This is a genomic window from Arenibacter catalasegens (assembly GCF_002909235.1).
Taxonomy (GTDB): Bacteria; Bacteroidota; Bacteroidia; order Flavobacteriales; family Flavobacteriaceae; genus Arenibacter; species Arenibacter catalasegens.
On record NZ_PHQQ01000015.1, the window covers coordinates 106,575 to 131,141 of the forward strand.

At 39.2% G+C, this 24,567-nt stretch carries 27 protein-coding genes; 9 read left to right on the forward strand and 18 right to left on the reverse strand.

Features of this window, described 5'->3' with window-relative positions; genetic code table 11:
- Nucleotides 1-16 precede the first annotated feature (16 nt).
- The 15 genes from CWD90_RS13020 to CWD90_RS13090 all read right to left on the reverse strand — a co-directional run bounded on the left by CWD90_RS13020 (nt 17) and on the right by CWD90_RS13090 (nt 9,352).
- Complete coding sequence (locus CWD90_RS13020; RefSeq protein WP_103476510.1) at nt 17-376, reverse strand: MmcQ/YjbR family DNA-binding protein; 360 nt, start codon at nt 374-376, stop codon at nt 17-19.
- 2 nt (nt 377-378) lie between these two features.
- The gene (locus tag CWD90_RS13025; protein ID WP_103476511.1) at nt 379-924 is read right to left on the reverse strand and encodes a GNAT family N-acetyltransferase; all 546 of its coding nucleotides are present in this window, start codon (nt 922-924) and stop codon (nt 379-381) included.
- 9 nt (nt 925-933) lie between these two features.
- Entirely contained in the window at nt 934-1,257 is a 324-nt protein-coding gene (locus tag CWD90_RS13030; protein WP_239986514.1) for a Dabb family protein, read from the reverse strand.
- Nucleotides 1,258-1,436: 179 nt separating this feature from the next.
- The gene (locus CWD90_RS13035) at nt 1,437-2,060 is read right to left on the reverse strand and encodes a DUF4230 domain-containing protein (protein WP_103476513.1); all 624 of its coding nucleotides are present in this window, start codon (nt 2,058-2,060) and stop codon (nt 1,437-1,439) included.
- Nucleotides 2,053-2,412, reverse strand: a complete 360-nt coding sequence (locus CWD90_RS13040; RefSeq protein ID WP_103476537.1) for a DUF4260 domain-containing protein — start codon at nt 2,410-2,412, stop codon at nt 2,053-2,055. Before CWD90_RS13040 ends, CWD90_RS13035 begins: the two co-directional genes overlap by 8 nt.
- An 11-nt stretch (nt 2,413-2,423) precedes the next feature.
- Complete coding sequence (locus CWD90_RS13045; protein ID WP_103476514.1) at nt 2,424-3,173, reverse strand: cyclase family protein; 750 nt, start codon at nt 3,171-3,173, stop codon at nt 2,424-2,426.
- A 41-nt stretch (nt 3,174-3,214) separates the two neighbouring features.
- Entirely contained in the window at nt 3,215-3,502 is a 288-nt protein-coding gene (locus CWD90_RS13050; protein WP_103476515.1) for a GIY-YIG nuclease family protein, read from the reverse strand.
- A gap of 27 nt (nt 3,503-3,529) precedes the next feature.
- Complete coding sequence (gene hemW, locus CWD90_RS13055; protein ID WP_103476516.1) at nt 3,530-4,663, reverse strand: radical SAM family heme chaperone HemW; 1,134 nt, start codon at nt 4,661-4,663, stop codon at nt 3,530-3,532.
- Nucleotides 4,664-4,711: 48 nt separating this feature from the next.
- The gene (locus CWD90_RS13060; RefSeq protein WP_103476517.1) at nt 4,712-5,077 is read right to left on the reverse strand and encodes a four helix bundle protein; all 366 of its coding nucleotides are present in this window, start codon (nt 5,075-5,077) and stop codon (nt 4,712-4,714) included.
- Nucleotides 5,078-5,098: 21 nt separating this feature from the next.
- A complete protein-coding gene (ruvC, locus tag CWD90_RS13065; RefSeq protein ID WP_103476518.1) occupies nt 5,099-5,656 on the reverse strand; it encodes a crossover junction endodeoxyribonuclease RuvC in 558 nt (185 codons plus the stop codon).
- Between the two features lie 31 nt (nt 5,657-5,687).
- Nucleotides 5,688-6,164 (reverse strand): hypothetical protein, encoded by a 477-nt coding sequence (locus tag CWD90_RS13070; protein ID WP_103476519.1) that lies wholly within the window; start codon nt 6,162-6,164, stop codon nt 5,688-5,690.
- A gap of 42 nt (nt 6,165-6,206) precedes the next feature.
- Nucleotides 6,207-7,100, reverse strand: coding sequence for a tetratricopeptide repeat protein (locus CWD90_RS13075; RefSeq protein WP_103476520.1), 894 nt, complete (start codon nt 7,098-7,100; stop codon nt 6,207-6,209).
- Nucleotides 7,067-7,345, reverse strand: a complete 279-nt coding sequence (locus CWD90_RS13080; RefSeq protein WP_103476521.1) for a tetratricopeptide repeat protein — start codon at nt 7,343-7,345, stop codon at nt 7,067-7,069. The genes CWD90_RS13075 and CWD90_RS13080 overlap by 34 nt, the downstream gene beginning before the upstream one ends.
- 4 nt (nt 7,346-7,349) lie before the next feature.
- Nucleotides 7,350-8,993, reverse strand: coding sequence for a TonB family protein (locus CWD90_RS13085; RefSeq protein ID WP_103476522.1), 1,644 nt, complete (start codon nt 8,991-8,993; stop codon nt 7,350-7,352).
- Entirely contained in the window at nt 8,990-9,352 is a 363-nt protein-coding gene (locus tag CWD90_RS13090) for a BlaI/MecI/CopY family transcriptional regulator (protein ID WP_031442279.1), read from the reverse strand. Before CWD90_RS13090 ends, CWD90_RS13085 begins: the two co-directional genes overlap by 4 nt.
- Nucleotides 9,353-9,594: 242 nt before the next feature.
- On the opposite strand from CWD90_RS13090, the gene CWD90_RS23065 reads away from it, so the two are divergent.
- Entirely contained in the window at nt 9,595-9,741 is a 147-nt protein-coding gene (locus CWD90_RS23065; RefSeq protein WP_157941221.1) for a hypothetical protein, read from the forward strand.
- Between the two features lie 573 nt (nt 9,742-10,314).
- Nucleotides 10,315-10,830, forward strand: coding sequence for a DUF456 domain-containing protein (locus tag CWD90_RS13105; protein ID WP_103476525.1), 516 nt, complete (start codon nt 10,315-10,317; stop codon nt 10,828-10,830).
- 9 nt (nt 10,831-10,839) lie between these two features.
- Here the strand turns inward: CWD90_RS13105 and CWD90_RS13110 are convergent, their stop codons facing one another.
- Nucleotides 10,840-11,391 carry a nitroreductase family protein gene (locus CWD90_RS13110; protein WP_103476526.1) on the reverse strand — a complete coding sequence of 184 codons (552 nt, stop codon included), beginning with the start codon at nt 11,389-11,391 and terminating at the stop codon, nt 10,840-10,842.
- Nucleotides 11,392-11,438: 47 nt separating this feature from the next.
- The gene (locus CWD90_RS13115) at nt 11,439-12,329 is read right to left on the reverse strand and encodes a LysR family transcriptional regulator (protein WP_103476527.1); all 891 of its coding nucleotides are present in this window, start codon (nt 12,327-12,329) and stop codon (nt 11,439-11,441) included.
- 78 nt (nt 12,330-12,407) lie between these two features.
- Here CWD90_RS13115 and hutH point away from each other — a divergent pair, with 78 nt between their 5' ends.
- From hutH to hutG, 7 genes are all read left to right on the forward strand, one after another.
- Nucleotides 12,408-13,988: a histidine ammonia-lyase gene (gene hutH / locus CWD90_RS13120; RefSeq protein ID WP_103476528.1), complete on the forward strand. Its 1,581-nt coding sequence runs from the start codon at nt 12,408-12,410 to the stop codon at nt 13,986-13,988.
- A gap of 46 nt (nt 13,989-14,034) precedes the next feature.
- Nucleotides 14,035-15,282: an imidazolonepropionase gene (gene hutI / locus CWD90_RS13125; protein WP_103476529.1), complete on the forward strand. Its 1,248-nt coding sequence runs from the start codon at nt 14,035-14,037 to the stop codon at nt 15,280-15,282.
- An 11-nt stretch (nt 15,283-15,293) separates the two neighbouring features.
- Nucleotides 15,294-17,318 carry a urocanate hydratase gene (locus tag CWD90_RS13130; RefSeq protein ID WP_103476530.1) on the forward strand — a complete coding sequence of 675 codons (2,025 nt, stop codon included), beginning with the start codon at nt 15,294-15,296 and terminating at the stop codon, nt 17,316-17,318.
- A 240-nt stretch (nt 17,319-17,558) separates the two neighbouring features.
- A complete protein-coding gene (locus tag CWD90_RS13135) occupies nt 17,559-18,413 on the forward strand; it encodes a class I SAM-dependent methyltransferase (protein ID WP_103476531.1) in 855 nt (284 codons plus the stop codon).
- 141 nt (nt 18,414-18,554) lie between these two features.
- Complete coding sequence (locus CWD90_RS13140) at nt 18,555-20,957, forward strand: tetratricopeptide repeat protein (RefSeq protein WP_192878026.1); 2,403 nt, start codon at nt 18,555-18,557, stop codon at nt 20,955-20,957.
- A gap of 54 nt (nt 20,958-21,011) precedes the next feature.
- Nucleotides 21,012-21,974 carry a glycosyltransferase family 2 protein gene (locus CWD90_RS13145; protein WP_103476533.1) on the forward strand — a complete coding sequence of 321 codons (963 nt, stop codon included), beginning with the start codon at nt 21,012-21,014 and terminating at the stop codon, nt 21,972-21,974.
- Between the two features lie 173 nt (nt 21,975-22,147).
- The gene (gene hutG / locus CWD90_RS13150) at nt 22,148-23,119 is read left to right on the forward strand and encodes a formimidoylglutamase (RefSeq protein WP_103476534.1); all 972 of its coding nucleotides are present in this window, start codon (nt 22,148-22,150) and stop codon (nt 23,117-23,119) included.
- 45 nt (nt 23,120-23,164) lie between these two features.
- On the opposite strand, the gene CWD90_RS13155 is transcribed toward hutG, so the two are convergent.
- A complete protein-coding gene (locus CWD90_RS13155) occupies nt 23,165-24,322 on the reverse strand; it encodes a homogentisate 1,2-dioxygenase (RefSeq protein ID WP_103476535.1) in 1,158 nt (385 codons plus the stop codon).
- Between the last annotated feature and the right edge of the window lie 245 nt (nt 24,323-24,567).

The following is a 24,567-nucleotide window of genomic DNA, read 5'->3' on the forward strand; positions in this document are numbered from 1 at the left end:
TATAATTCGATTATTATTAATTTAATGTCTTAAGTTCAGCTTGCTGCTTTTTGGTAAGTCCAGCCACAACCAAGGCATAGGAATGGTCTATCAATTCCTTTACAAAACTTGGATCTAGCCCCTCCAAATAAAGGGTATTCCAATGTACTTTGCTCATATGGTATCCAGGAATAATTTTACCGTCATAGGTTTCACGAAGCTCAATGGCCCTTTCTGGATCGCATTTTAAATTGGCTTGGGATGGAATCCTTTCCAAGGGAACAAGCGCAAACATTTTCCCCATCACTTTGAATACCAAGGTGGAAGCATCAAAAGGAAATTCTTCGGTAACGCCATTTTTTAAAATACAATACTCCCTAAATTCCTCGATGTTCATAACTACTTAATTGTATGACTATCATCCTTTGCCAACAGTTGAAGCGAGTCCCAAACCATCCGGCATTTGAGCACTTCTTTGTCCCCTATATCATTGCCTATCACAGTTTCTATGTTAACTCCCCCTAAACGCTCATAGAACCCTATAGCAATTCTATTGTTCTTCAGCACCCATAAATACATTTTGGTAGTGGGATTATTCCTTAAAACCTCTTGAGCCACCAAACTGATTAAGTGTTTGCCTATTCCTCGGCCTTTAGCTGATTCTGAAACATGCAAATTATCTAAAAGGGCACCGAATTGGACATTATCGTCCATAAAAGCGCATGCAAATCCGCAGATTTCTCCGTCCTGTTCGGCAACTAAGACGAATTGATTGGGAGAGGGGTTGATTAGTCTATCTTTCCAAACTTCTTCTCTCTCCGAAGCAGCTTCTTCATCCAAAAATTGATCGCTAAAATCACCCCTGTAATGCTGTTGCCAACTTATTACATGCAATTCTGCAATTTTAATATAATCTTTGGACTTGGCTTCTCTATAAGTAATCATAAAACCACCCTAGATTCCCAAGGAATCGTACACGATGACCTTGGTCCATAAATTACTGGATTCCGCAACAAACAAGTTGTGTGCTTCCTCTGTTTGATACTTTAACTGTGCATCTGCGGATTCAAAAGAGACCACCAAGGAATAGGTAAATGAACCATCCACTACATCGCGAGTTGCTTTTGGGGGTACACCCACAAAATTGGTCTTGGCATATTCGGAATCCCGCATAAACTTCAAGATCGATGTCTCAAAAGCCTTTCTATCCGCTACACTGTCGGGGTTCTTTAACCAAAAATAAACGGTGTGCACATAATTGGAATCAAAATTCTTCATGTTTTCTTTGTTTTGACCATAGCTATATACGGTCATTGTTAAAAATATTACAGTATAAATTAAATTTTCACAGATAGTTTGTCCTATAAATCTATCCTTAGCAGCCTTTTATAAAAATGCATTTTGGCTGCTACAATAAAAAACAATTTTCCTATTTAGACCCTGTGAACAAAGGGAAATTACGAATCCAAAAACGGCTTTTTACGATTGTTCATTTCTAAGGCCGTATAGTCCAGTTTCCAACCAATGGTTTCCACAATTTTTTCTATTAAAAGTACCGCTTCCAAGGCCTCTTTATTGGCCGTATCCAATAATCCGCTTTGGGGAATTTTATCCATTATATGTTTCTTTGCCTCCATATTCAATGAAGTAAGATCTGTTGGCGTAAACGAATTGAAAAGTCCGTTTTGTATGTCGTAAAACTGAAGTTCTGGAGAAATTGATAAAATTTCAGGCTGCGGAAAATTAGTAAGAATAATTTTCTTCTTATCGTTATCGGCATGCATTTGTAATTTCTTTAAATCAAAACCAATATGCGCTTTGGCGTTTATAATAATCAAAGCTTTCTTCTTACTACTTACCAAACTTAGAAAACGTTCTTTAGTATTTTCGTAGCGATATATTTCCGCAAAATCGCCCTCCACCGTTATTAATTTACATACGCTCTTTATCTTATCCAATAGAATAGTGGACTGATGTTCCGTGAGTTCCTTGCTCCTCTTTTTTCGAAAAACAGAAAATACCCAGTACATAGTAATGGCCCCCAAAACAAGACCCAAAAAAAGTTCCAATATATCACTCATCTTTGTTCCCGATTTCTCCTAAATGGGTGTATTTAAACCCCTTATTATATTTAAGTCCATATCCAAATATCCTGTCCATGCAAGCATGGGAAAATAGGATAATCCCTAATAACTGACACAAAGGTAATGAAAGATAAATCCCAAGAAAATAAATTGCGATGGCCAAACCTTTATGATGAAATAAATTATAACCAATAGCCCCTAGTCTATTTCCAAGGAGGTAACCCAGCATACCAATATCGGGCACCAAAATTAGACCAATAAACCACCACCAGCTATAATCCAACAGACCAAATAGATAAACCCCTAGTAGGAACATTCCTATTTCTTCAACTTTTAAAAGTAATCCCATACCATTCTGCATCAGTCCTCTATTAAATACAGAACAGGCCTGCTGGGACTGGCATCATTTTCAAACGCCGCTATCTGTAAATTTAAAAAATACTTGCCGTCCATAATGGAATTCGCTACAAAAACAAACTCCGTTATTGTAGCTTGAAATCGCCGTTTTCCATCGTAATTCCAGAAGGTTTTATGGGCCAAAAGTGCTCCGTCATCATTTTCTCTGTCCACGGAAGGAAGATCCACCAGTAGGTGCTCTACGCCCATGTCTACTAATAACTGAACAGCCTCCTCCATCAAGTATGGGGGGTTGGTATGGGCATATTGTCGGGTAAGTTTATCCTTGAGATTGGGTATAGTCCTAATGATTACTGCTTCCCTTTTTTTATTTCCTAGGGCGTACTGTAATTGTTTTTTGGAGATAACAAAATCTCCATTTATTTTTTCTGGCGCCACTGTGATTACCTCACTCATAAAAAAGTACTTGGAAAGACTCTTGTTTACCGAGTAAAACTCATCGGTAATATGCCCAACACATTCGGTATGGGTACCGTGAGCATGTGGATTAAAATAAATATCGTTAAAATTGGTCGAGGCCCCTTCGGAGACCTTGCCAATAAATTCGCCCTCACTATGGGGCTCAATTTTAGGCGGATCCACATACCATGCATTTACATTGGAACTTTTACCGGTAATGGAAATAGAGATGTCCAAGGGCTTGGAAAGGTCTATAGTATAATTTTTGGTGTTGTATTTTATAATGGTTTTCATGTATGCTGAACTTGTTTCAGTAACTCTTATTGCCGCACTAGTTATTCAAATCGATGCCTTAAATCTAACAATTCCGGATTCATTTCCTTTATCAAATTCCATTTCCAGTCTTTATGCCAATTTTTTATTTGCTTTTCTCTTTTAAAGGCATCTCCAATCTCCTCAAATTCTTCAAAATATATCAAATATTTAACATGATATTTCTTTGTAAAAACTGAACCCATACCTAGTTCGTGAAGTCTCAATCGTTTAATAACATATCTAGTCGCCCCGGCATACAATAAATTTCTTGTTGAATTACTAAGGATATAGAAATAACCTTTTGTCATAAAAAGAACTTTGATCCTGAAACAAGTTCAGGACAAGTTAACCAAAAATAGATCGGCAGCAATCCCATCACTCAAAAATTTCCCCTTTTTCGAGACCAGTAAATGCTCCTTTTCTACAAAAAGTAATCCGTCTTCCAATTTTTTACTGGATTGTTCCATTATATACGTATGGTATTTTGCGCCAAACTCGGTTTTTATCCGCTCTAAAGACACTCCCCAGATGGTGCGCAAGCCGGTCATAATATATTCGTTATAACGATCCGTTCTGGACAAAACCTCTGTTTCCATGGGAAGTTGATTTTCGGCAAGTGCTTTTATGTATTTGGCATTGTTGTTTATATTCCATCCTCTACGAATACCATCATAGGAATGTGCGGATGGACCAATGCCCAAATATTTTTTTCCTTGCCAATAGGCGGTGTTATTCTTAGAGAAAAATCCCGGTTTTCCAAAATTAGAAATCTCATAATTTACAAATCCGGCCGCTTCCAATTCCTGGACCAAGATATGGAAGTGAGCTTCTGCCAATTCATCATCTACGGGTGGGATAAGCCCTTTGTCTATAAATGATTTTAAGGCCGTTTTAGGCTCCACGGTAAGGGCATAACTGGAAATATGGGGAACTCCAAAATCCAATGCCTTGTCTATATTGGAAATCCACCTTTCATTGGTCAGTCCAGGAATGCCATAAATAAGATCGATGGAAATGTTATCAAAATAAAGTTTTGCCAGAGCAATACATGCTGCAGCCTCTTGGGCATTGTGCGCCCTGTTCATCATTCTCAGGTCTTCCTCAAAAAAGGATTGGATACCTATACTCAGCCTATTGATAGGGGACTTGGCTAATTCTTCTATTTTCTCCTTGGACAGATCATCGGGGTTAGCCTCCAAGGTTATCTCTGGATTAGCTACTACGGAATAATTACAATTAACAGCTGCTATTATCTGGTCGATTTCGACCGTATCCAAAACCGAAGGAGTTCCGCCTCCAAAGTAAATGGTTTGTACCACCTCATCCTTAAACTCTTCCTTCCGAAGCTCCAACTCTTTTATCAATGCCAATATCATAGCCTCCTTCTTCCCCATATTGGTCGAAAAATGAAAATCACAATAGTGACATGCCTGCTTGCAAAAAGGGATATGGATATAGATGCCGCTCATTTTACAGTGAACAATTAACAATTAGCAATAAACAATGTGAATTATGAATCATTTTGCGTTGTTTATCCTTGTAGTCTTTAGAATGGAAAACATAATTTTAGATAGTTCATCTGCCTCTGCTATTAACTTATTTGCTTCAATTGAAGAAATATAATCTGAATCTTTTAAAAGGTGTAACCAATATTTTGTTTCTAGACTCTCCTTATACGCAACAGAAATTTTAGCGGAAAAATCCGCTTTTGAAATTGCACCATTCGCTTCGGATACATTTGCCCCAATTGATGTTCCTGCCCTTAACAATTGCTTGGATAATACAAACTCCTTTTCATTTCTAATGATTTCCTTATATAACAATACTACTTTCAATGCAAAAGCATAGGACTTCTCTGCTAAAGGATTACTATCGGTACCCATAAATAAATTATTGGTAATTGATTATTGTTTATTGATTTTGTCACCGTTCTGTTTCACAAAAGCATCCCAGCCACTATAACCTTTCCCCACTTCTATTCGGCCCTCATTATAAAAATGACATACGGCAGCGGCAAGGCCATCGGTACTATCCAGGTTTTTGGGGAGCGATTTTAAGCCCAATACACTTTGCAGCATTTTGGCAACCTGTTCCTTACTGGCGTTACCGTTGCCCGTAATAGCCATTTTAATCTTTTTAGGCAAGTACTCTGTAATAGGAATTTGGCGCGATAAGCCTGCGGCCATTGCAACCCCTTGGGCCCTCCCCAACTTGAGCATAGATTGTACGTTTTTTCCAAAAAAAGGTGCCTCAATAGCAATTTCATCAGGGTGGTAGGTGTCAATCAGTTCTATAGTGCGTTCAAAAATGAGTTTTAGCTTGGTATAGGGATCGTTATATTTCTGAAGCAAGAGCTCGTTCATCTGAAGAAATTCCATCTTTTTATTCACCACTTTAATTAAGCCGAAGCCCATAATGGTAGTTCCTGGATCAATCCCCAATATTATCTTTTCGTTTACCAATTCAGGAGTTATTTTAGGTTTATACCGTTGTTTATTTAGAATTCACAATAATGGGAATCCTAAATTTTGAGGATACGGGCACCCCGCGTTTTAATGCGGGCGACAATGGGGGCAGCCCCTTTAGACTTTGGGTGATGATACTGCGAAATTCTGGAATCTGATTTTCAATATCCTCATTTCGTTGCACTTCCAACACGGATATTTCCCCATTAAAGTCCACCATAAAATCCACGTAAATAGTAGTGTTAATGTCGGACACAAATTGAAACTCAAAATCCTCCAAGGTCTCCGTATACTGAGATAAAAGGGTGTTTTGAAAGCAATCCAATTGCCCTGATTTATCCATCATTTCATCACAATCGTCAAATAAGGGATAGCGATCAACCTCATTGAAATTTATATTGCGCATTTCCTCATTTACCAATTCTTGGGTTTTTTCTTCATTGGAAGTAAACCAGTTGCAAGAGGTAAAAAGATAAAAACAAGCCAAAACCGCAACTTTCCTCATGTATGCCAGATTCTGGGCGAAAATTACAATATTTTGATCAATTTAAGGAGTTTCCATATGAATTTCCTCCTTTAATTGCATTATCCTTTTGGAGGTGAATTCTGAAAAATAATCTCTTTTACCACCAAATTGCTCCTGATATTCCTGATAGCATTTTAGGGACATTTGAGGATTTTTGTAGTATTGATCGGTTAATAGGCAAACTTCATATTTATATAAATATCCCGTTGGATCTTCCTTAAAAGCCTTTTTATAATATTCGATCGCCAATTTTAAATCGTCTTGTTCAACCGCCAGTCTGGCCAGGGCATTATACTCCTTGTCCAACACCACTTTCTGAACCTCAATAGATTTTTTAATGTAGATCTTGGCACTATCCAGTTGCTGCAATTTCGCATATGCACTCCCCATGCCATAAAGTGCAATAGGGTTCTCCTCGTCAAACGCTAATAGATTCTCATAGGCCACTTTTGCCTTCTCGTACTTTCCGATGGCAAAATATGAATACCCCATTTTTTCAAAAATATATTCCTTATCCTCTCCCAAGTCAACCAGCCGTTCAAATAAAGGTAAAGCAAGCCATAGCAAATTATCATTGTAGTTAGCTAGGGCCTTGAGATTGATTAAGCTCACATCATTTTCGTAAAAATGCAATCCTTTATCCACATATTTCAGAACTGAGTCCCGTTCCCTTTGCAATACATAATATTTCCCTAATTGAAACAAACTGCGCAAATGGGTGCTATCAACCTTTACCGAATGCTTGTAGGCAGCAATACTCTCGGGAAAAAGATTTAATTCTTTTAAGGACTCCCCTAGATAGTAGAAGTATTCAGGGTTAGGATTCTTTCCATCTACTAATTGAGAAAAGACCTCCTTGGCAAGAGCGTGTTTCTTAAGTTTTAGATACAGCCTTCCAAGTTCATATGTTGCCAATTCTTGGAATTCGTTTTTTGGACTATGTTTTCATACTGTGCCAGTGCCTTTTCGTAATTCCCTATAGCATTGTAGGCTCGGGCAATCTGTAATTGGGCATTCGGGCTTGCCACCTTGGCATATTCATTTATAGCCAAAGTATAATTGCCAATAGCATAAAGACTGTCAGCTACCGTCAAGGACGATGACTGGGCTCCTGCCTTGGTGAATATTAGTAAAAAAATAATCCTGAATATATTTATCACTAATTTATTGCAATTTAAAGGTGATAGGAATAGAAAAGGGAACTTTTATCCCTTTTTCTTTATGTTTACCACCCTTCATTTGGGGCAGTAAAGAAATAATACGGGCGGCTTCACCTTCTAAAGACTTATCGGGACCTCGAACCTTCAGGTTTCCAATACTACCATCTTCTCCAATAACAAACATCACATGAACCCTACCTTGAATCCCCTTATTCTGGGCTTCTTCAGGGTATCTAAAATTCTTTCCAATATGTCGTTGAATCTTTTCATTGAAACATGCCCTTGGATCCGTGGCCTCTTCACAGCCAGGAAAAATAGGAACTTCTTCAACAACTGCAAATGGAACATATCCGCTACCGTCATATTTATATGTTAAAGGTTGAGCTTCCTTCTCTTCACTTCCCTCAAGCTTAAATGTAATAGGAATAGAAAATGGAACCCGAGCTTTCTTTCCTTTTTGTTCTCCGGGGGTCATTTGGGGCAATAAAGAAATAATACGTGCGACTTCCACTTCTAGTAACCTATCCGGCCCTCGCATCCGAACATTGCCAATACTTCCATCCTCCCCTATAGTGAACATTACATTTACCCGTCCTTGAATGCCCTTTTCCTGTGCTTCATCAGGATACCTAAAATTCTTTCCAATATGTTTTTGCATCATGGTGTTAAAACAGTCCCTTTTATTATCCGAGTCTTCACATCCAGGAAATATTGGTACCTTATCTATGACTGCAAAGGGGACATCGTTAGTTGATTGGAATTTTACATCCCCTTTGTCTACAATAATACTTTCTCCCTCACATGAGGTATACACCAGCATCCCTAATATCAAGGGAATTATTAGAAGATACTTTAACTGCCAAACGTTTTTTGATTTTGATTTTTGTAACATGACGATTCGTTTTTTGATTAATGATGATTTAAAAAATTGATTGATGAAAGAAATATGTTGGGTCTGAAAAACCTGCGACAACAACAATTGATACTGCTCCGCTTTTTGGGTCTTGGCCACTTTTGCATCGGCGATGAACTCGTGCAATTCGGAAACCCTATTTTGATAAACATGGACCAGGGGATTAAACCAGCCCACAATACGTATCAGCTCAAAGAACAACAAATCCCAACTATGTCTTTGTTGGATATGTACCAACTCGTGCTGAATGATGCTCTGATGTTCCTTTTCCAACACTTGGTCCCCCAAGAAAATAGACCTAAAAAAAGAAAAGGCCAAATTGCTGTTTCTTACCACTACCCTAGTAAAGTCCTTAAAATAACGGATTTCACCTTGACGTTTTAGTCGGTTTATTTGGAACAGTTTATAGCCAAACAGCAAGGCTGCAATTAACATACCGCCGTAAAATATTATTTCGGTTGCAGAAAAACCAAAAGAAGTAGAATTTTCAGGAGCAACAACAACCCCTTCAGACATATCCGTTCCCCACAAATACTCGGGATATATAAAATATTCGGAAGACACCTTAGTCTTAAAAGCCTCAATCTTTATCCAAGGCAGCAAAAGGGAAAGTACAAATGTCCCGATCAGGTACACCCTGTTCCATTGAAAAAACGTCTCCCGTTTTAGGAACAGATCGTAAATAATCAAAAACAATAGCTGGAATGCCATGCATTCTAAAATATACTGTATCATTCCTTCTCTTTTTTAATGTCCTTGAGAATGGATTCCAATTCCGAAAGGCTCATATCATTCTTTTTCATAAAGAAAGAGACCATACTTTTAAAAGAGCCCTGAAAATAGCCGTCCACCAATTTGTTGATGGACTGATTGCCGTAATCCGATTTCTTAATCAACGGAAAATAGAGATAGCCCCTGCCCTCCTGCTCGTGGTCGACAAATCCTTTGCTTTCCAAGATGCGAACTATGGTCGAAACCGTATTGTACGCTGGTTTGGGCTCTGGCAATTCATCTATGATTGCGGCTACATTGCATTTCTGCAACTGCCATAATACCTGCATTACCTCTTCCTCTGCTTTGGTCAACTGTTTCATCTCCTGGTTTTATTGTTTTTTTTTGTGTCCTCAAGCACTATTTAACTAACTTCTTAGTTGAACACTATAACAAATATAACTAAAAATTTAGTTTGAACTAAAAATTTAGTTAAAAAATGCTTTGAAGCTCTCGTACCCTTTAAGCTAGTGCGAGCGCCAAGTGCATAACGAAATTTTTCTGATCTGAATTCTAAGTAGGCACGAGCGTGACGCTCACACTAGCAATAGGTGACAATAAAATCATGAGTTTAATAATAATAATAATAATAGGCTCCTTCCCTTGGATAAGGGAAGGTGGATTCTCGGCTAGCAGCCGAGGAGACGGAAGGGATTGGAGTCCCAAGTCCAAGTCCAAGGAAAAGCCAATCGTCCCTATAGGATATAGTTAGGGTATAGATTCCCAAATACAATCCTAGCAAGCAGTGAAAACACACCCCTAACCCCTCTAAAGAGGGGAATTTTGGATTATTCAATATTGGATTAAAAGTAAGATTAGTTTTCTTTCTTTTATGAAGCGTCATCCTAAATGACCAGTGGGAGCTATGGTTACGACGCAATCTCTTATTACACAGAATGGCCGGCGTTTCACACCCCTTCCGGCTACTCCTTTGTCGAAGCCACCTTGTCCTCACGCGGAAAACGCGGGACAGGCCTGATTAGGGGAAGGAGCATTTTTTTAGCATTACATTGTGTTAAAGTAAAACTATGAGTTTAATAATTGTAAGCTCCTTCCCTTGGATAAGGGAAGGTGAATCCTCGGCTAGCAGCCGAGGAGACGGAAGGGATTGGAGTCCCAAGTCCTGGGAAAGCACATAATTTCCTGTGGACATCTTAGGTTTGGAGCGTCCCTAAATCGGACTCAGTCCATGTGACTAGAGCCGGCCTTTCCCAATCCGTGTAACAATTCCTCCCTATCTTCGTCAAACAGAAAACGTGTTCCCAACGGAATTCAAAAGAATAGTATGGATATTGCCTTGTTGATTATTGGACTCATTTTAATGTTTATTGGCGTATTGGGTAGTTTTCTTCCTGTACTCCCAGGAACCCCAATAAGCTGGGTAGGCCTACTCCTACTCTATCTCACAACGGCAATCCCGGATGATTGGGTCTTTTTGGGAATAACCTTGGCCATTGCCATAATGGTATTTGCTTTGGATTATATTATTCCTGTTTGGGGAACCAAAAAATTCGGCGGAAGTAAGTGGGGTATGATAGGTACCACCATTGGACTTTTGGTAGCCTTAATATTTCCTGTTCTAGGTTTTTTAGGCATCATTGTTTGGCCCTTTTTAGGGGCATTAGTGGGAGAGCTCATTAACAAAGCAGATCAAAAAACGGCACTTAAGGCCGCTTTTGGATCCTTTCTCGGTTTTCTAACAGGTACTTTCCTAAAGTTTATGGTTACTATAATTTATTTAGGACTATTTATTTACAAGGCATGGGAATACAGATCAACATTGTTTCCGTTTTTCTCCTAAAAAAAATCCTTATAACCATGTTACTTTCTCCTGCCATGGCCCTCTGGTAACCTCGGATATTTCTTCATCATAATAGCCCATATAGAAAAATCCCAGACATACCTCCCCCTTATTCAACTCAAAAAAATCGTCCATATGTTTAATAAGACCTGGAGAACTCCAATAACAGCCAATTCCCATCTCTGTACAACAGAGCCACATATTCTGTACGGCCATTGCGGTCGCAGCCACTTCTTCCCATTCCGGCAAACTTTCTTGCGGATCCCGTTGCATGCATATGGCTATTACAGCCCCAGCTTTTTTAGGGTTTGATATCAGCTTTTCTACCTTAAATTGCTTTGGTTTGGGATCTGTTTCCATGTATTTTAAAGAAAGGAACAACCCCAATTTCTCTTTAGTCTCCCCTTGTAGCACCCTAAAACGCCATGGTTCTGTTTTTTTATGGGTAGGCGCAAAATTGGCGGCCTCCAAGACCTTCTCTATGGCTTCCCTTTCAATAGGTTTGCCATTATATTGTGCCGGAAAAACTGATCGGCGCGACTTTATTACATCAAAAATCATATTCTTTTAAATTATTTTATTACAAACTAAAGTTATTAAAGGCTCCACTATGACTCGTTTAACAACAAATTAGTACAATGTCTCAAAGCAGGGTTCCTATTGTCCTCCTTCCAGCAAACAGAAAGCACCGCCTTTTGAGGAATATTCTTTAATTCAATAAATTTAACCTTCATTTGAAATCCGTATTGCAAAGAAGTTGGGACTATGGCGATACCTAAATTATTCTCCACCAACTTAAAGATAGTGTGGGCATGAACCGATTTATGGGATACTTTAGGTGTAAAACCAGCGTCTTCACATATACTCATTACCGTATCAAAGTACAACGGACTATAATCTTGGGCGAATAGGATAAAATTCTCTTCCGCCAATTGCCCTACATCCCTAAATTCCCTTGTCAGTAGAGGATATAATTCGGGCAACACCACAGAAAATGTATCATTAAATACTGGCTGAATATTAAGCCCCTCCGGTACTCTGGACAAACGCACAAAACCCATATCCAATTTATCCTTCAATATAGCATTGACTTGCGCACTGTTGGACAATTCTTCCAAATTGGTCTTTATTCCAGGGAATTTTTCCTTAAGCTTTACCAATAAATTAGGAATTACCTCTTGCATGGCCGAGCCCAAAAAGCCTATCCTAACCTCCCCAAAATTACCATCGCGAATATGCCGTAACTGCTTTTTAGTGACTTCCAAATGATTTAGGATGAACTCAATTTCACTTTTCAGATATTCTCCTGAAGCGGTGAGGGATACTTTCTTTTTACTCCGAACAAAAAGTTTTACGTCCAAAATCTCCTCCATTTGCTTAATCTGTCTACTTAAACCAGGTTGAGAAATGCATAGCTTTTCCGCAGCCTTTCTGTAATGCAATTCTTCAGCAACCGCTAAGAAATAATGGAAATGTCGAAGCTCTATTTGATAACCCATGGTTATTAAGTATATATATTAATGGTATTGGCGATTATCAAACTTAATCAATAAATTTATATTGAAAAAAATTATCTCATGGCTACTTCAAAAAAAATATTTTTTTTCGGGGAAGATCAACTAACGGCAAGCCTTGCCTTGGACATTGCCCAGGGAGCGATTAAAGGTCGTATATCCCAAACAGCAAGAAAAAAAATTATAGCCAGTTATAACGCAGTGGCCCATATAGTGGACAAAGGGCAACCCGTCTACGGAATCAACACCGGTTTTGGCCCCTTATGTACTGTAAAAATCTCCAAAGCGGAGACCAAAATTCTTCAGACCAACATCCTTCAAAGTCACAGTGTAGGTGTTGGCGCCCCTATAGAAACCGAAATTGCCAAATTAATGCTCATTTTAAAGATCCATTCCCTAGCCAAAGGTTATTCTGGCATTGCGGAAACTACCTTGGACCGAATATTATGGCATATAGATAATGACGCCATCCCTGTGGTGCCATCCCAAGGTTCGGTAGGTGCATCTGGCGACCTTGCCCCCTTATCCCATTTATTTTTACCACTTATCGGATTGGGGAAGGTATCCTATAATGAAAAGATTCTCACTACAGCACAACTCTTTGTAGAATTGGATCTTGAGCCTCTAGAATTGGGTCCCAAAGAAGGTCTGGCTCTAATAAACGGTACCCAATTTATTGCTGCCCATGCCATAAAAGTTGTGGACAAAATGCAAGCCTGCCTTAGTCATGCCGATATTATCGGGGCCATGATGATTGAAGGGCTTCAGGGAAGTGTAAAACCCTTTTTTAAGGAACTGCATGAACTACGTCCATTTAAGGGCAATAGTCACGTCGCCGCAAGAATCCGATTCTTATTGGAAGACTCAGAAATAATGCAAGACCATATAGATTGCGAACGGGTTCAGGACCCCTATTCGCTCCGCTGCATACCCCAAGTACACGGTGCATCAAGAAATGCCTGGCTACATTTAAAAGAATTGTTGGAGATAGAATTAAATTCTGTGACGGACAACCCTATAATTATAAATGAGGAATTAACGATTAGTGGCGGGAATTTTCACGGACAGCCTTTGGCCATGGCCTTGGATTACGCCTGCCTGGCCGCCTCTGAGTTGGGAAATATCTCGGACCGCCGCATTTATTTAGCATTGGAGGGCAACAGTCCCGGAGTCCCCAAGTTATTGATGAAAGATACCGGAATCAATTCCGGTTATATGATACTACAATACACCACCGCTGCTTTGGCCAGTGAAAACAAGGGATTGTGCTTCCCTGCAAGTGCCGATAGCATCCCCACTTCATTGGGACAGGAAGACCATGTAAGCATGGGATCTATCAGTGGGAGAAAAGCCCTGCAAGTATTGGAAAACGTCGAAAAAATCTTGGCCATAGAACTCCTTACGGCAGCACAGGCTTTTGAATTTAGAAAACCCATGAAATCAGGAGTACTATTGGACGAAGTACATAAGGAAATTCGCAAAAAAGTGGCTTTTGCCCAAAGAGACCGGGTATTTTCCGAGGATATTGAAAAAGGAATTGATATGATCAAAGACCGCACCATTATAAGCACTGTTGAAAAAACCATGAAACGGAACAAACTAAAAATGAACAGTCCGTACGAAACGGAATTTGAAAAATATTAGGTTGTAAAAAATGGCACACGGACATTGACCTCAATCATTAGAAAGAATGAAAAAATATACACTTATAGGTCCCTTTAAGCAAATCTTGACGATGGCCGGATTGCCCCTTAAAGGAGCCTTGTCAGACCAGCAATTAACTATTATTGAAAATGGTGGCATTATAATGGTCGATGAAAAAATATATTCCGTGGGACCCTATGCGCAAATATCAGAAGAAGCGAACAACCTAAATGTTGAGAATTTGCTGATCCTTTCCGATATGGTATGTTTACCGGGGTTTATTGATGCCCACACCCACATTTGCTTTGGAGGCAGCCGGGCCAATGACTATGCCCTTCGCAATTCGGGAAAGACATATCTCGAAATTGCCAAGGCCGGAGGCGGCATCTGGGACACGGTTACCCAAACCAGAAAAGCCAGCACACTTGAACTTGTTAACGCAATTAAGGAAAGAGCAGAAAGACATATGAACAATGGGGTGACTACCATCGAAGTTAAGAGTGGTTATGGACTTTCGGTGCAAGAGGAGTTAAAAATGCTCAGGGCCATGGCAATGGCCAATGAAGAATGCCAGGCTGACCTTATTACCACCTGCTTGGCCGCCCATATGTTTCCAAAAGATTATCAAGGCACTGTAGATGATTATTTATTAGAAATAAGTACAGTCCTGTTTCCTATTTTAAAAAAAGAAAAGTTGACCCATAGGATCGATGCCTTTTTAGAGGAAGGCGCCTTTTCCCCGTCCTCAATAGCCCCCTATTTTGACAAGGCTAAAGAAATGGGATTTGATATTACCGTACATGCTGATCAATTTTCTACTGGAGGCAGTGCAGTTGCTGTAAAATATGATGCCATAAGTGCCGATCATTTGGAAGCAAGCAGGGAAGGAGAAATTCAAATGTTGGCCAAAAGCAATACTGTGGCCACTGCCCTGCCCGGTGCTTCCATTGGGTTAGGATGCAATTATGCCCCGGCCCGAAAACTTTTGGACGCAGGAGCTTCAGTGGCAATTGCCAGTGATTGGAACCCTGGGTCTGCCCCAATGGGAAATTTATTAATCCAAGCTGCTATTCTGGGCACCTTTGAAAAACTGACCAATGCAGAAGTCTTGGCCGGTATTACCTATAGGGCCGCCGCAGCCCTGAACTTAAAGGATCGTGGTATAATTGAAACCGGACTTATGGCCGACCTAATTGCATTTCCTACCTGCAATTATAAAGAAATACTGTACCATCAAGGTATGCTGCTACCTTCCTTGGTTTGGAAAAAAGGAAGACTGGCAGTAGATGTTTAAAACCTTAAAAAATGACTGGAACGACGACGAAAGAGAATTTTAAAATTCAGATTTTACAAGGTATTCCAAAAGAATTACCAGTAAAAAAAACCTATCCAGAGAATACAAATAGGGCCCCCAAGCGCAGGGATATCCTGTCCTTGGAAGAGAAAAAACTAGCCATCAGGAATGCGCTGCGATATTTCCCTACAGATTGGCATGAGACATTGAGCAAGGAATTTTCCGAAGAATTGAATACGCTGGGCAGAATATATATGTACCGCTTTAAACCAAATTACCCACTGCACGCGCGACCCATAGACGCATATCCGGCAAATACCGCACAGGCCGCCAGTATTATGATAATGATACAAAACAATTTAGATCCCATGGTAGCACAGCATCCCGAAGAACTCATAACCTATGGTGGTAATGGCGCTGTTTTTCAAAACTGGGCACAGTATATAATTACCATGCAGTATTTGGCCATTATGACCGCGGAACAAACCCTGCACATTTATTCCGGGCATCCCATGGGACTATTTCCCTCGTCCAAAGATGCACCAAGAGTGGTGGTCACCAACGGGATGATGGTTCCCAACTATTCCAAGCAGGACGATTGGGAAAAATATAATGCCCTAGGAGTTACCCAATACGGGCAAATGACTGCTGGCTCCTATATGTACATTGGCCCGCAGGGAATAGTACATGGCACAACCATAACCATACTGAATGCCTTTAGAAAAATTCTAAAAAGTGAAGAATGCGCTAAAGGCAAAATATTCCTCACCTCAGGGTTGGGCGGTATGAGCGGAGCCCAACCCAAGGCTGGAAATATTGCTGGTTGTATTACGATTTGCGTAGAGGTAAATAAAGCTGCCGCAGAAAAAAGATACCAACAAGGTTGGGTAAACGAACTTCTGGAAGATCTGGATCAATTAACAAAAAGAGCCAAGCAGGCCAAGGAGCGGAATGAAACTGTTTCACTGGCCTTTATCGGCAACATCATTGAGGTCTGGGAAAAATTTGATCAGGAAAATATATTTATCCACCTTGGATCGGACCAGACTTCCCTACATAACCCCTGGTCCGGAGGCTATTATCCTGCTGGGCTAACTTTTGAAGAATCTAACCATCTTATGAGGACCAAACCTGCAGAATTTAAACAAAAGGTACAAGCCTCATTGCGGAGACAGGTATCGGCAATTAACAGACATACGGCCAAGGGCACTTATTTTTTTGACTATGGCAATGCTTTTCTATTAGAGGCATCTCGAGCGGGTGCAGATATTATGACAGGTAATGGCAAGGATTTTAGATACCCTTCCTACGTCCAGGACATCCTAGGCCCAATGTGTTTCGACTATGGATTTGGACCCTTTAGATGGGTGTGTACTTCCGGAGACCCGAGCGACTTACAAAAGTCAGATGACATTGCATTAGGTATCATGGAAGAAATGTTGGTTACCGCTCCCTCCGAGATTCGGCAGCAAATGCAAGACAACATAAAGTGGATAAAGGAAGCGGAATCCAATAATTTGGTGGTTGGTTCACAGGCCCGCATATTATACGCCGATGCCGAAGGGAGGACTAAAATTGCAGAGGCCTTCAACGAAGCCATTAAATCGGGCGAAATAACCGCACCTATTGTTTTGGGGAGAGACCACCATGATGTGGGAGGTACAGATTCCCCTTTTAGGGAAACTAGTAATATTTACGACGGCAGTAGGTTTACGGCGGATATGGCAATCCAAAATGTTATTGGCGATAGTTTTAGGGGTGCCACTTGGGTATCCATTCACAACGGTGGTGGTGTAGGTTGGGGCGAAGTCATCAATGGAGGTTTTGGATTGGTTCTGGACGGTACCAACGATGCTTCCCGCCGGTTAAAAAGCCTACTTTTTTACGATGTAAACAATGGTATATCCAGACGAAGTTGGGCCAGAAACAAGGAAGCCATGTATGCCATAAGACGGGAAATGGCACGTACACCGCAATTAAAGGTTACCTTGCCCAATATAGTGGAAGATGACTTGTTGGAAAATCTTTTTAAATAATCATTTACCATATATGCCATTTGACCATGTCTTCATATTAATTATCACGACTATATTACCGAGAAAATCAATCCAGTTACAGAGCTTGAAGTAATAATCTTTTCAAAATTTTATAAATTACTTGGAAACATCTATTTTTATGCACCAAACAGTTCTAACATCTTAGTTCTGTCTGGATAAATTAAAGATTGTTTCCCCTTTTGTTGGAATAAATATTGAGTAAATAACATAATTAAAATAATGATTCCTTGTCCTATTTGTAACAGTCCCAAAACCAAATTACAATACCAACTTAAGTTTAATGTGCATCAATGTTCAAATTGCGGTTTTCAATTTTGCCCCGACGCTACTTTCAATAAAACTTTAATTTCCGATTTAAATGAAGAAACTAGGGAAAAAGCACTTATAAATTTACGGAAGGAAAATTTTCAGCATATCATTGACACTATCAAAAAACATAGTAAAAATAAGTCACTCGGTCTGGAAGTAGGTCCTGGTTATGGGTGGTTTTTGGAGGTTTGTAAAGACCATAATATTAGTTGTGAAGGTATTGAACCAGAAACTCGCTTTAATGACCACTACAAAAGGGAAGGTCTGCAAGTGGAGAATGGTTTTTTTCCCCAAGATCTTTCTAAACCGCTATTATACGACTTCATTGCCTATAATGATGTTATGGAGCATTTACCAGATTTAAGCGGAATAATGAAAGCTAACTACAATTTGCTCAATTCCGACGGCCTGCTGATTATTAATTTACCTCAACAAGACGGAATAATTTATTTCATTTCCAAAATAGCCTATCGATTTGGTGTAAAATCCATATTGGACAGAATGTGGCAATTTAATTTTCACAGCCCACACTTAAGCTATTTTACTAAACGCACCTTGTTGACGCTGGCCAAGGACAACAATTTTGAACCCGTAGAGTCCTTTCCATTGAAAACTATCAATTTATCAGAAATATCCGATAGAATAGAACAGGATAACCAACAAGGATACTTAATGAGATTGGCAACTAAAATTGGGGTGTTTTTACTTTTTCCGTTCCTACAAATATTCCCTGATACCCGTTGTTTTGTTTTTAGAAAAGTATAGCATATATAATTAAGCCACGACAATAGAATTATTTTGAATAGATTCGTGGTTGACATGGATTATAATAAAATATAAAAATGTGGCTTGGATGTCTGTAACATGATGTCACTTAAAAACCAAGAAAAAAAATTACCAAACTCGATGATTACAGTAATTCCAAAGTTTACTAAGGCTGTATACAAGATTACCGGTTTTAACCACAACAACTCCAACACCTTTAAAAACCCGGTTTTTATTTTACTGAGCATACTACTCTTGTTTTCACTCACATTGGCATATTCCAATCATTTCTTAAATGGGTTTCATTTTGATGACAGCCATACCATTGAGGATAACAATGCTATTAAAGAGGTGAATGTCATATCATTTTTCAAGGATGCCACCACCTTTAGTTCACTCCCTAGCAATCAGACCTATCGGCCTTATACTACCCTAGAAAATGCCATCGATTTTAAACTGGGAAACGGTTTGGACCCATGGACATTCCATATCCATATTTTTATTTTTTTCTTATTTACCTGTGCTGCTCTCTGCCTTTTTGTGAAAAAACTATTGGACCAGCTAGAATTCTCCCACTATAATCAGTTTTGGGGATTACTGGTCGCTGCAGCATTTGGTTTACTATGTGCTAATGCGGAAACGGTAAATTATATTATTCAACGGTCGGAAATTATTGCAGGGTTTTATGTCTTATTAGGATTTGTCGCATTTCTAAGTGGTGGTAAATGGCGAAAATGGCATCTCTATCTCATTTTTCCATTTATTGGCTTCTTTTCCAAGGAAATGGCTTTGGTTTTTTCGCCGCTATTATTTCTTTATTTCTTAGTTTTTGAGGAAGAGGTAGACCTTTTACACTTTTATAGGACAACTGAGTTTAAAAAATGTATCCGCTCCTTTGTCAAGGTGTTTCCTTCCTTTATACTGACCGTAGCATTTTTAGTGTTCTATTTCAGCATGTTACCGGATACCTTTGCCCCAGGTGGACCTGATCGGTACAATTATTTGATTACCCAACCTTTAGTAATGTGCCATTATATTTTGACCTATTTCATTCCATATAACCTTTCCGCCGACACGGACTGGATGGCCTTTGAGTCCATTTTGGATTATAGGCCCATATTAGGGATAGTTGGTATTGCTCTTTTGGCTTACTTGGCTCTAAGAGCGTCCAATAAAAAGGAAACCAAATTATTTTCCTTTGGCATGTTGTGGTTTTTCATTTCGCTACTTCCATCTTCTTCTGTTCTTCCCTTTGCCGAAGTATTAAATGACCACCGAAGTTTTATACCCTATATGGGCCTAACAATAGCCTTTGTTTTTGGCAGCAAATATATACTTGAAACCTATTTCCCAAAAATATTGAACACACATATTGGTCAATTTTCAATGGCCTTGTTCATCATCTTTTTCTTGACTGCTAATGCCTATGGCCTTCACCAGCGCAATAAAGTATGGAAAGACGAGCTTAGTCTTTGGAAAGATGTTACCATAAAAAGTCCTAAAAATGGCCGTGGCCATATGAATTATGGACTTGCCCTCATGGCAGATGCCGATTATACCAATGCCGAAATATCATTTAATAAGGCCTTGGAATATTCCCCTAATTATTCCAGCATTTATACCAACCTAGGTATTTTAAAAAATGCCATAGGCGATAAGGAAAGTGCAGACAAAAACTTCAAAAAGGCCTTGTCACTAAGTGATTCAAATCATAAAACCAAATACTTCTATGGGCGGTATTTATTTCAAAATGACCAGTTTAAAGAGGCAATAGATTATTTTACTCAGGTAAACAACCTTACTCCCAATTATCTTGATACCCAGGAATATATCCTAAAATCCTTTCATAAACAAAAGGATTGGGGAAATATAAAAAACTTTAGCAATGAAGTTTTGGCAAAATGGCCAGAAGATAGCACCGCTAAAAAATACTTGGATATTGCTTTGAACAAAAAATCAATTCTTATGGCGCTGGAAGAAGAGGTGGACAGTGCTCCAAGCCCAGAAAAATACTTAAATTTAAGTTTACAATATTTCAATGAAAGCAACTACGAAGATTGTATACGAGCAGCCGAAAAAGCTTTGGAATTAAAACCGGAATACCCTGATGCATACAACAATATAGGTATAGGATATTTTTATTTATTGAATTATGACCAGGCCATAGAGGCCTACCAAAAGGCATTGGAGTTAAAACCCTCCTATCAATTGGCTAAAAACAATTTGGAAAATGCTATGGATAAAAAGAAGAGTACCGCCAATGCCACCACTAATTTATCCGATAAGGAAGTATCAAATTATTATATAAATCTTAGTCTTGAATATTACAGGAAAGAAAAATATCAGACCTGCATAGCAGCTGCTAGGAAATCTATCGCATTGGCACCAAACGCCATTGCCTACAACAACATTTGTTCTGCCTACAACGAACTAAACGAATACCAAAAGGCAATAGCTGCATGTAATGAAGCACTAAAGTTAGATGCGAACTCTAAGTTGGCAAAAGGAAATTTAAGTTTCGCCAAACAACAGGCAGGGAACTAAAAGAATAAAAGGGAAAGTTATAACGAACAATGAATCCTAACTAACACGGCAACCATGGAAATGCAGAAATATAGTACAAATAGAATCGCTGTTGTAATCCCATATTACAATGCCTCAAATGAAATATTACTCGTTATTTCCAAATTACCTGAATACATACAGTACGTAATAATTGTGGACGATAAAAGTCCAACCCCATTACCCAAAGAAGATTTGGAAAAACTTGTACATTCAAAGGCAACCTTATATTTTTTAGAAAATGCTATAAACTTAGGGGTCGGTGGTGCTACCAAAAGAGGTTTTGAAGAGGCCATTGCAATTGGTGCAGAAATTATAATCAAGGTCGATGCAGATGACCAGATGGACCTTAGCTATCTTCCGGATTTACTAGACCCTTTAATTGCCAATAAGTGTGATGTAACCAAAGGCAATAGATTTAAGGACCTAAAAGCCTTAAGAGCCATGCCTATTGTGCGTAGAATTGGCAATTTAGGCTTATCATTCCTTATTAAATCAGCCACAGGTTATTGGCACAACTTTGATCCCACCAACGGATTTTTGGCCATTAAAACCGATGTTCTGAAAAAGTTGGATTTTAGCAAACTTGCTGACCGTTATTATTTTGAAACCTCTCTTTTGTCTCAACTATACTTTGAAAAAGCCGCCATTAAGGACGTCCCTATGCCCGCCATTTACGGTGAGGAAAAATCGAATATGAAAATATGGAAAATGCCCTTTGTCTTTGGAGCAAGGTTAACCAGCACTTTCTTAAAACGTGTTGTAAAAGAATATTTTTTATACGATTTTAATATTGGTTCTGTATATCTGTTATTTGGTTTTCCACTGTTTATTTTCGGTCTTATTTTTGGTATTTCGGAATGGATATATTACGCCAACCTAAATACCTTTGCCCCTACAGGCACCATTATGATCGTTACCCTATCCATTATATTAGGATTCCAGCTTATCCTTCAAGCTATCCAATACGATATTATAAATGCGCCAAAAGCGCAGTGAAAAAGCGACAGGTATCCTGAAAAATACTTGGCAACACTTGCTTCCATCAAATGGAAAAACACTAATATTGATATAGGTGTTTTCACACCTATCAATTGCTTTATTTTGTTTGAAATTGACCTAGAATAATTTTTTGGGTTAGTTAGGCCATCAACCTATAAAATTCAATTAGAATGCACACCTATTCCAAAACTGACCCATTAACCTGGACAGGCCGCAAGTCTAGTCAACAACTTTACCTAAACGAAAAAGTGGTATTTGTTGATCTTAGTTCCGAGAAAATTCCTAACGTCAATGGGCGGGCTTGGGCGTTATTGGGGTACGCCTGCGACGAAGGGGTTAAAAGAAACGAAGGGCGAATGGGTGCCGCCTTGGGTCCAGATGCCATAAGAAAGCAACTCGCGAAGCTACCCAATCACCTGTCAGAAGACACTTTACTTATGGATACCGGAACCATAGATTGTAAAGACGGGGATTTAAAAAAGACACAAACCGTTTTGGCCCGTACCGTTACCCAACTACTAACAAACAACACCTTCCCTATTCTTTTGGGAGGGGGACATGATATTGCCTTTGGCCATTACAATGGTATAAAAAAATATCTGGCTGCGGAAGGCGCGAAGCCAACTATTGGCATTATCAATTTTGACGCCCATTTTGATCTGCGCCAAAATGAACCCAATAATAATTCCGGAACTCCCTTTTATCAAATTGCCCAGGAATGCAAATTGGACAATTCCCACTTTAGGTATCTATGTTTAGGGATTCGTGAGGATGCCAATAGCAAAATCCTATTTGAAACCGCAAAGGAATTAGGGGTCTCCTATGTAGAAAAAAAACACTTCAATCTTTTACATTTCAGCGAAATCAAGAATAAAATAAAGCAATTTATAAAAGAGATCGATTATGTATATACCACGATTGATCTGGATGGATTTTCTTCGGCTTACGCTCCTGGTGTTAGTGCAGCTTCTCCTATGGGTTTCTCCCCTGAAATGGTTTTGGAATGCCTTAACATTATTATCGATTCCAAAAAAATGATAAGTCTGGATATAGCTGAAATGAATCCTACCTACGATATTGACCATCAAACAGCTAAATTGGCCGCTTCCTTAATTCATTTTGTTATCCACAGCAATCACTAATCCAATTTCAGGAAAACTACTTTTAAAATCAACAGGGCACAGGTCTTATTCCAACCAAGATTGGTAATATTTGCCATCATCAATATCCAAGGCCGCCTTTGTTAATTGCAATGGTCTAAACGTATCTATCATTACTGCCAACTCTTCTGTTTTGGATTTCCCAATACTAGCTTCATAAGTGCCTGGATGCGGCCCATGGGGAATACCCGCTGGATGCAATGAGATATATCCTTTGTCGATATTCTTACGGCTCATAAAATCACCATCTACATAATACAATACCTCATCGGAATCTATATTTGAATGATTGTATGGCGCAGGTATGGATTGTGGATGGTAGTCGTACAAACGTGGTACAAAGGAACAGACCACAAAGGCAGAAGTCTCAAAAGTCTGATGTACTGGAGGCGGTTGGTGTACACGACCGGTAATGGGCTCAAAATTATGTATAGAAAAACCGTAAGGATAATTGTACCCATCCCAACCTACCACATCAAAGGGATGCGAGGCATACACCAAATGATGCAATTGCCCCTGTTTTTTCACCTTGATCACAAAATCGCCCAACTCATCATGGGTTTGTAAATTCTGTGGCAATTTAAAATCCCGCTCGCAGAATGGAGAATGTTCCAAATGCTGTCCAAACCAGTTCCTATATCTTTTTGGCGTGTAAATAGGCTGATAGGATTCAGCAATCAACAACCTGTTATCCTCATTATCAAAAGTTAACTGGTAGATCATTCCACGGGGGATAATAAGATAATCCCCGAATTCGAACCTTATTTCTCCCAACAAGGTTTTCAAAACCCCTGTCCCTTGGTGGATAAACAATAGTTCATCTGCATCCGCATTTTTATAAAAATAATCGGTCATAGATTTTTTAGGTGCAGCAAGCGAGACATGAACATCTGAATTGAACAGCATCACCGTTCTACTTTCCAAAAAATCGTTCATAGGCTTAACTTCAAAACCTTTGAGCAACCTGGATTTAATGTTATGTGACACCATGGCTTTAGGGGAAACGTCAAAGGACTTCCCCACTTCCTTTACCATTGTAGGTCTATGTAGATGGTACATAAGCGATGACATACCGTCAAAACCAATGGTTCCGAACAGCTGTTCATAATGCAGACCTCCGTCCTTTTTTCTAAAAACAGTATGTCTTTTGGGGGGAATTTCACCTAATTTATGATACAAGGGCATAACTATATCGTTAATAATGATTCCTTACTAAAAATACGATAAAATAAGGATTCTCTAAAATTATCAACTTCAATTTAGGAATAACCACAACATATGTAAACAAAAATGCACTACAAATTGTGGATCAATCCCAAAAGTTGTGTGTGAATTGAAATAGGAGTCCGATCTTTGCAAGAAAACGATCGGCATTGGAATTATCTTTGGACCTATTAAAGCTTATACTACCAGAACTATTAATAACGCAC

Coding starts and splice junctions, on each gene's coding strand:
- CWD90_RS13140 (WP_192878026.1), top strand. CDS start 18,555: ATGATTACAGTAATTCCAAAGTTTACTAAGGCTGTATACAAGATTACC.
- CWD90_RS13145 (WP_103476533.1), top strand. CDS start 21,012: ATGGAAATGCAGAAATATAGTACAAATAGAATCGCTGTTGTAATCCCA.
- CWD90_RS13105 (WP_103476525.1), top strand. CDS start 10,315: ATGGATATTGCCTTGTTGATTATTGGACTCATTTTAATGTTTATTGGC.
- CWD90_RS13130 (WP_103476530.1), top strand. CDS start 15,294: ATGACTGGAACGACGACGAAAGAGAATTTTAAAATTCAGATTTTACAA.
- CWD90_RS13155 (WP_103476535.1), bottom strand. CDS start 24,322: ATGCCCTTGTATCATAAATTAGGTGAAATTCCCCCCAAAAGACATACT.
- CWD90_RS23065 (WP_157941221.1), top strand. CDS start 9,595: ATGAGTTTAATAATAATAATAATAATAGGCTCCTTCCCTTGGATAAGG.
- CWD90_RS13060 (WP_103476517.1), bottom strand. CDS start 5,077: ATGGGTACCGATAGTAATCCTTTAGCAGAGAAGTCCTATGCTTTTGCA.
- CWD90_RS13020 (WP_103476510.1), bottom strand. CDS start 376: ATGAACATCGAGGAATTTAGGGAGTATTGTATTTTAAAAAATGGCGTT.
- CWD90_RS13050 (WP_103476515.1), bottom strand. CDS start 3,502: ATGACAAAAGGTTATTTCTATATCCTTAGTAATTCAACAAGAAATTTA.
- CWD90_RS13040 (WP_103476537.1), bottom strand. CDS start 2,412: ATGGGATTACTTTTAAAAGTTGAAGAAATAGGAATGTTCCTACTAGGG.
- CWD90_RS13135 (WP_103476531.1), top strand. CDS start 17,559: ATGATTCCTTGTCCTATTTGTAACAGTCCCAAAACCAAATTACAATAC.
- CWD90_RS13115 (WP_103476527.1), bottom strand. CDS start 12,329: ATGGGTTATCAAATAGAGCTTCGACATTTCCATTATTTCTTAGCGGTT.
- CWD90_RS13030 (WP_239986514.1), bottom strand. CDS start 1,257: ATGAAGAATTTTGATTCCAATTATGTGCACACCGTTTATTTTTGGTTA.
- CWD90_RS13110 (WP_103476526.1), bottom strand. CDS start 11,391: ATGATTTTTGATGTAATAAAGTCGCGCCGATCAGTTTTTCCGGCACAA.
- CWD90_RS13085 (WP_103476522.1), bottom strand. CDS start 8,993: ATGATACAGTATATTTTAGAATGCATGGCATTCCAGCTATTGTTTTTG.
- CWD90_RS13090 (WP_031442279.1), bottom strand. CDS start 9,352: ATGAAACAGTTGACCAAAGCAGAGGAAGAGGTAATGCAGGTATTATGG.
- CWD90_RS13045 (WP_103476514.1), bottom strand. CDS start 3,173: ATGAAAACCATTATAAAATACAACACCAAAAATTATACTATAGACCTT.
- CWD90_RS13035 (WP_103476513.1), bottom strand. CDS start 2,060: ATGAGTGATATATTGGAACTTTTTTTGGGTCTTGTTTTGGGGGCCATT.
- hutH (WP_103476528.1), top strand. CDS start 12,408: ATGGCTACTTCAAAAAAAATATTTTTTTTCGGGGAAGATCAACTAACG.
- CWD90_RS13070 (WP_103476519.1), bottom strand. CDS start 6,164: ATGAGGAAAGTTGCGGTTTTGGCTTGTTTTTATCTTTTTACCTCTTGC.
- hemW (WP_103476516.1), bottom strand. CDS start 4,663: ATGAGCGGCATCTATATCCATATCCCTTTTTGCAAGCAGGCATGTCAC.
- CWD90_RS13025 (WP_103476511.1), bottom strand. CDS start 924: ATGATTACTTATAGAGAAGCCAAGTCCAAAGATTATATTAAAATTGCA.
- hutG (WP_103476534.1), top strand. CDS start 22,148: ATGCACACCTATTCCAAAACTGACCCATTAACCTGGACAGGCCGCAAG.
- hutI (WP_103476529.1), top strand. CDS start 14,035: ATGAAAAAATATACACTTATAGGTCCCTTTAAGCAAATCTTGACGATG.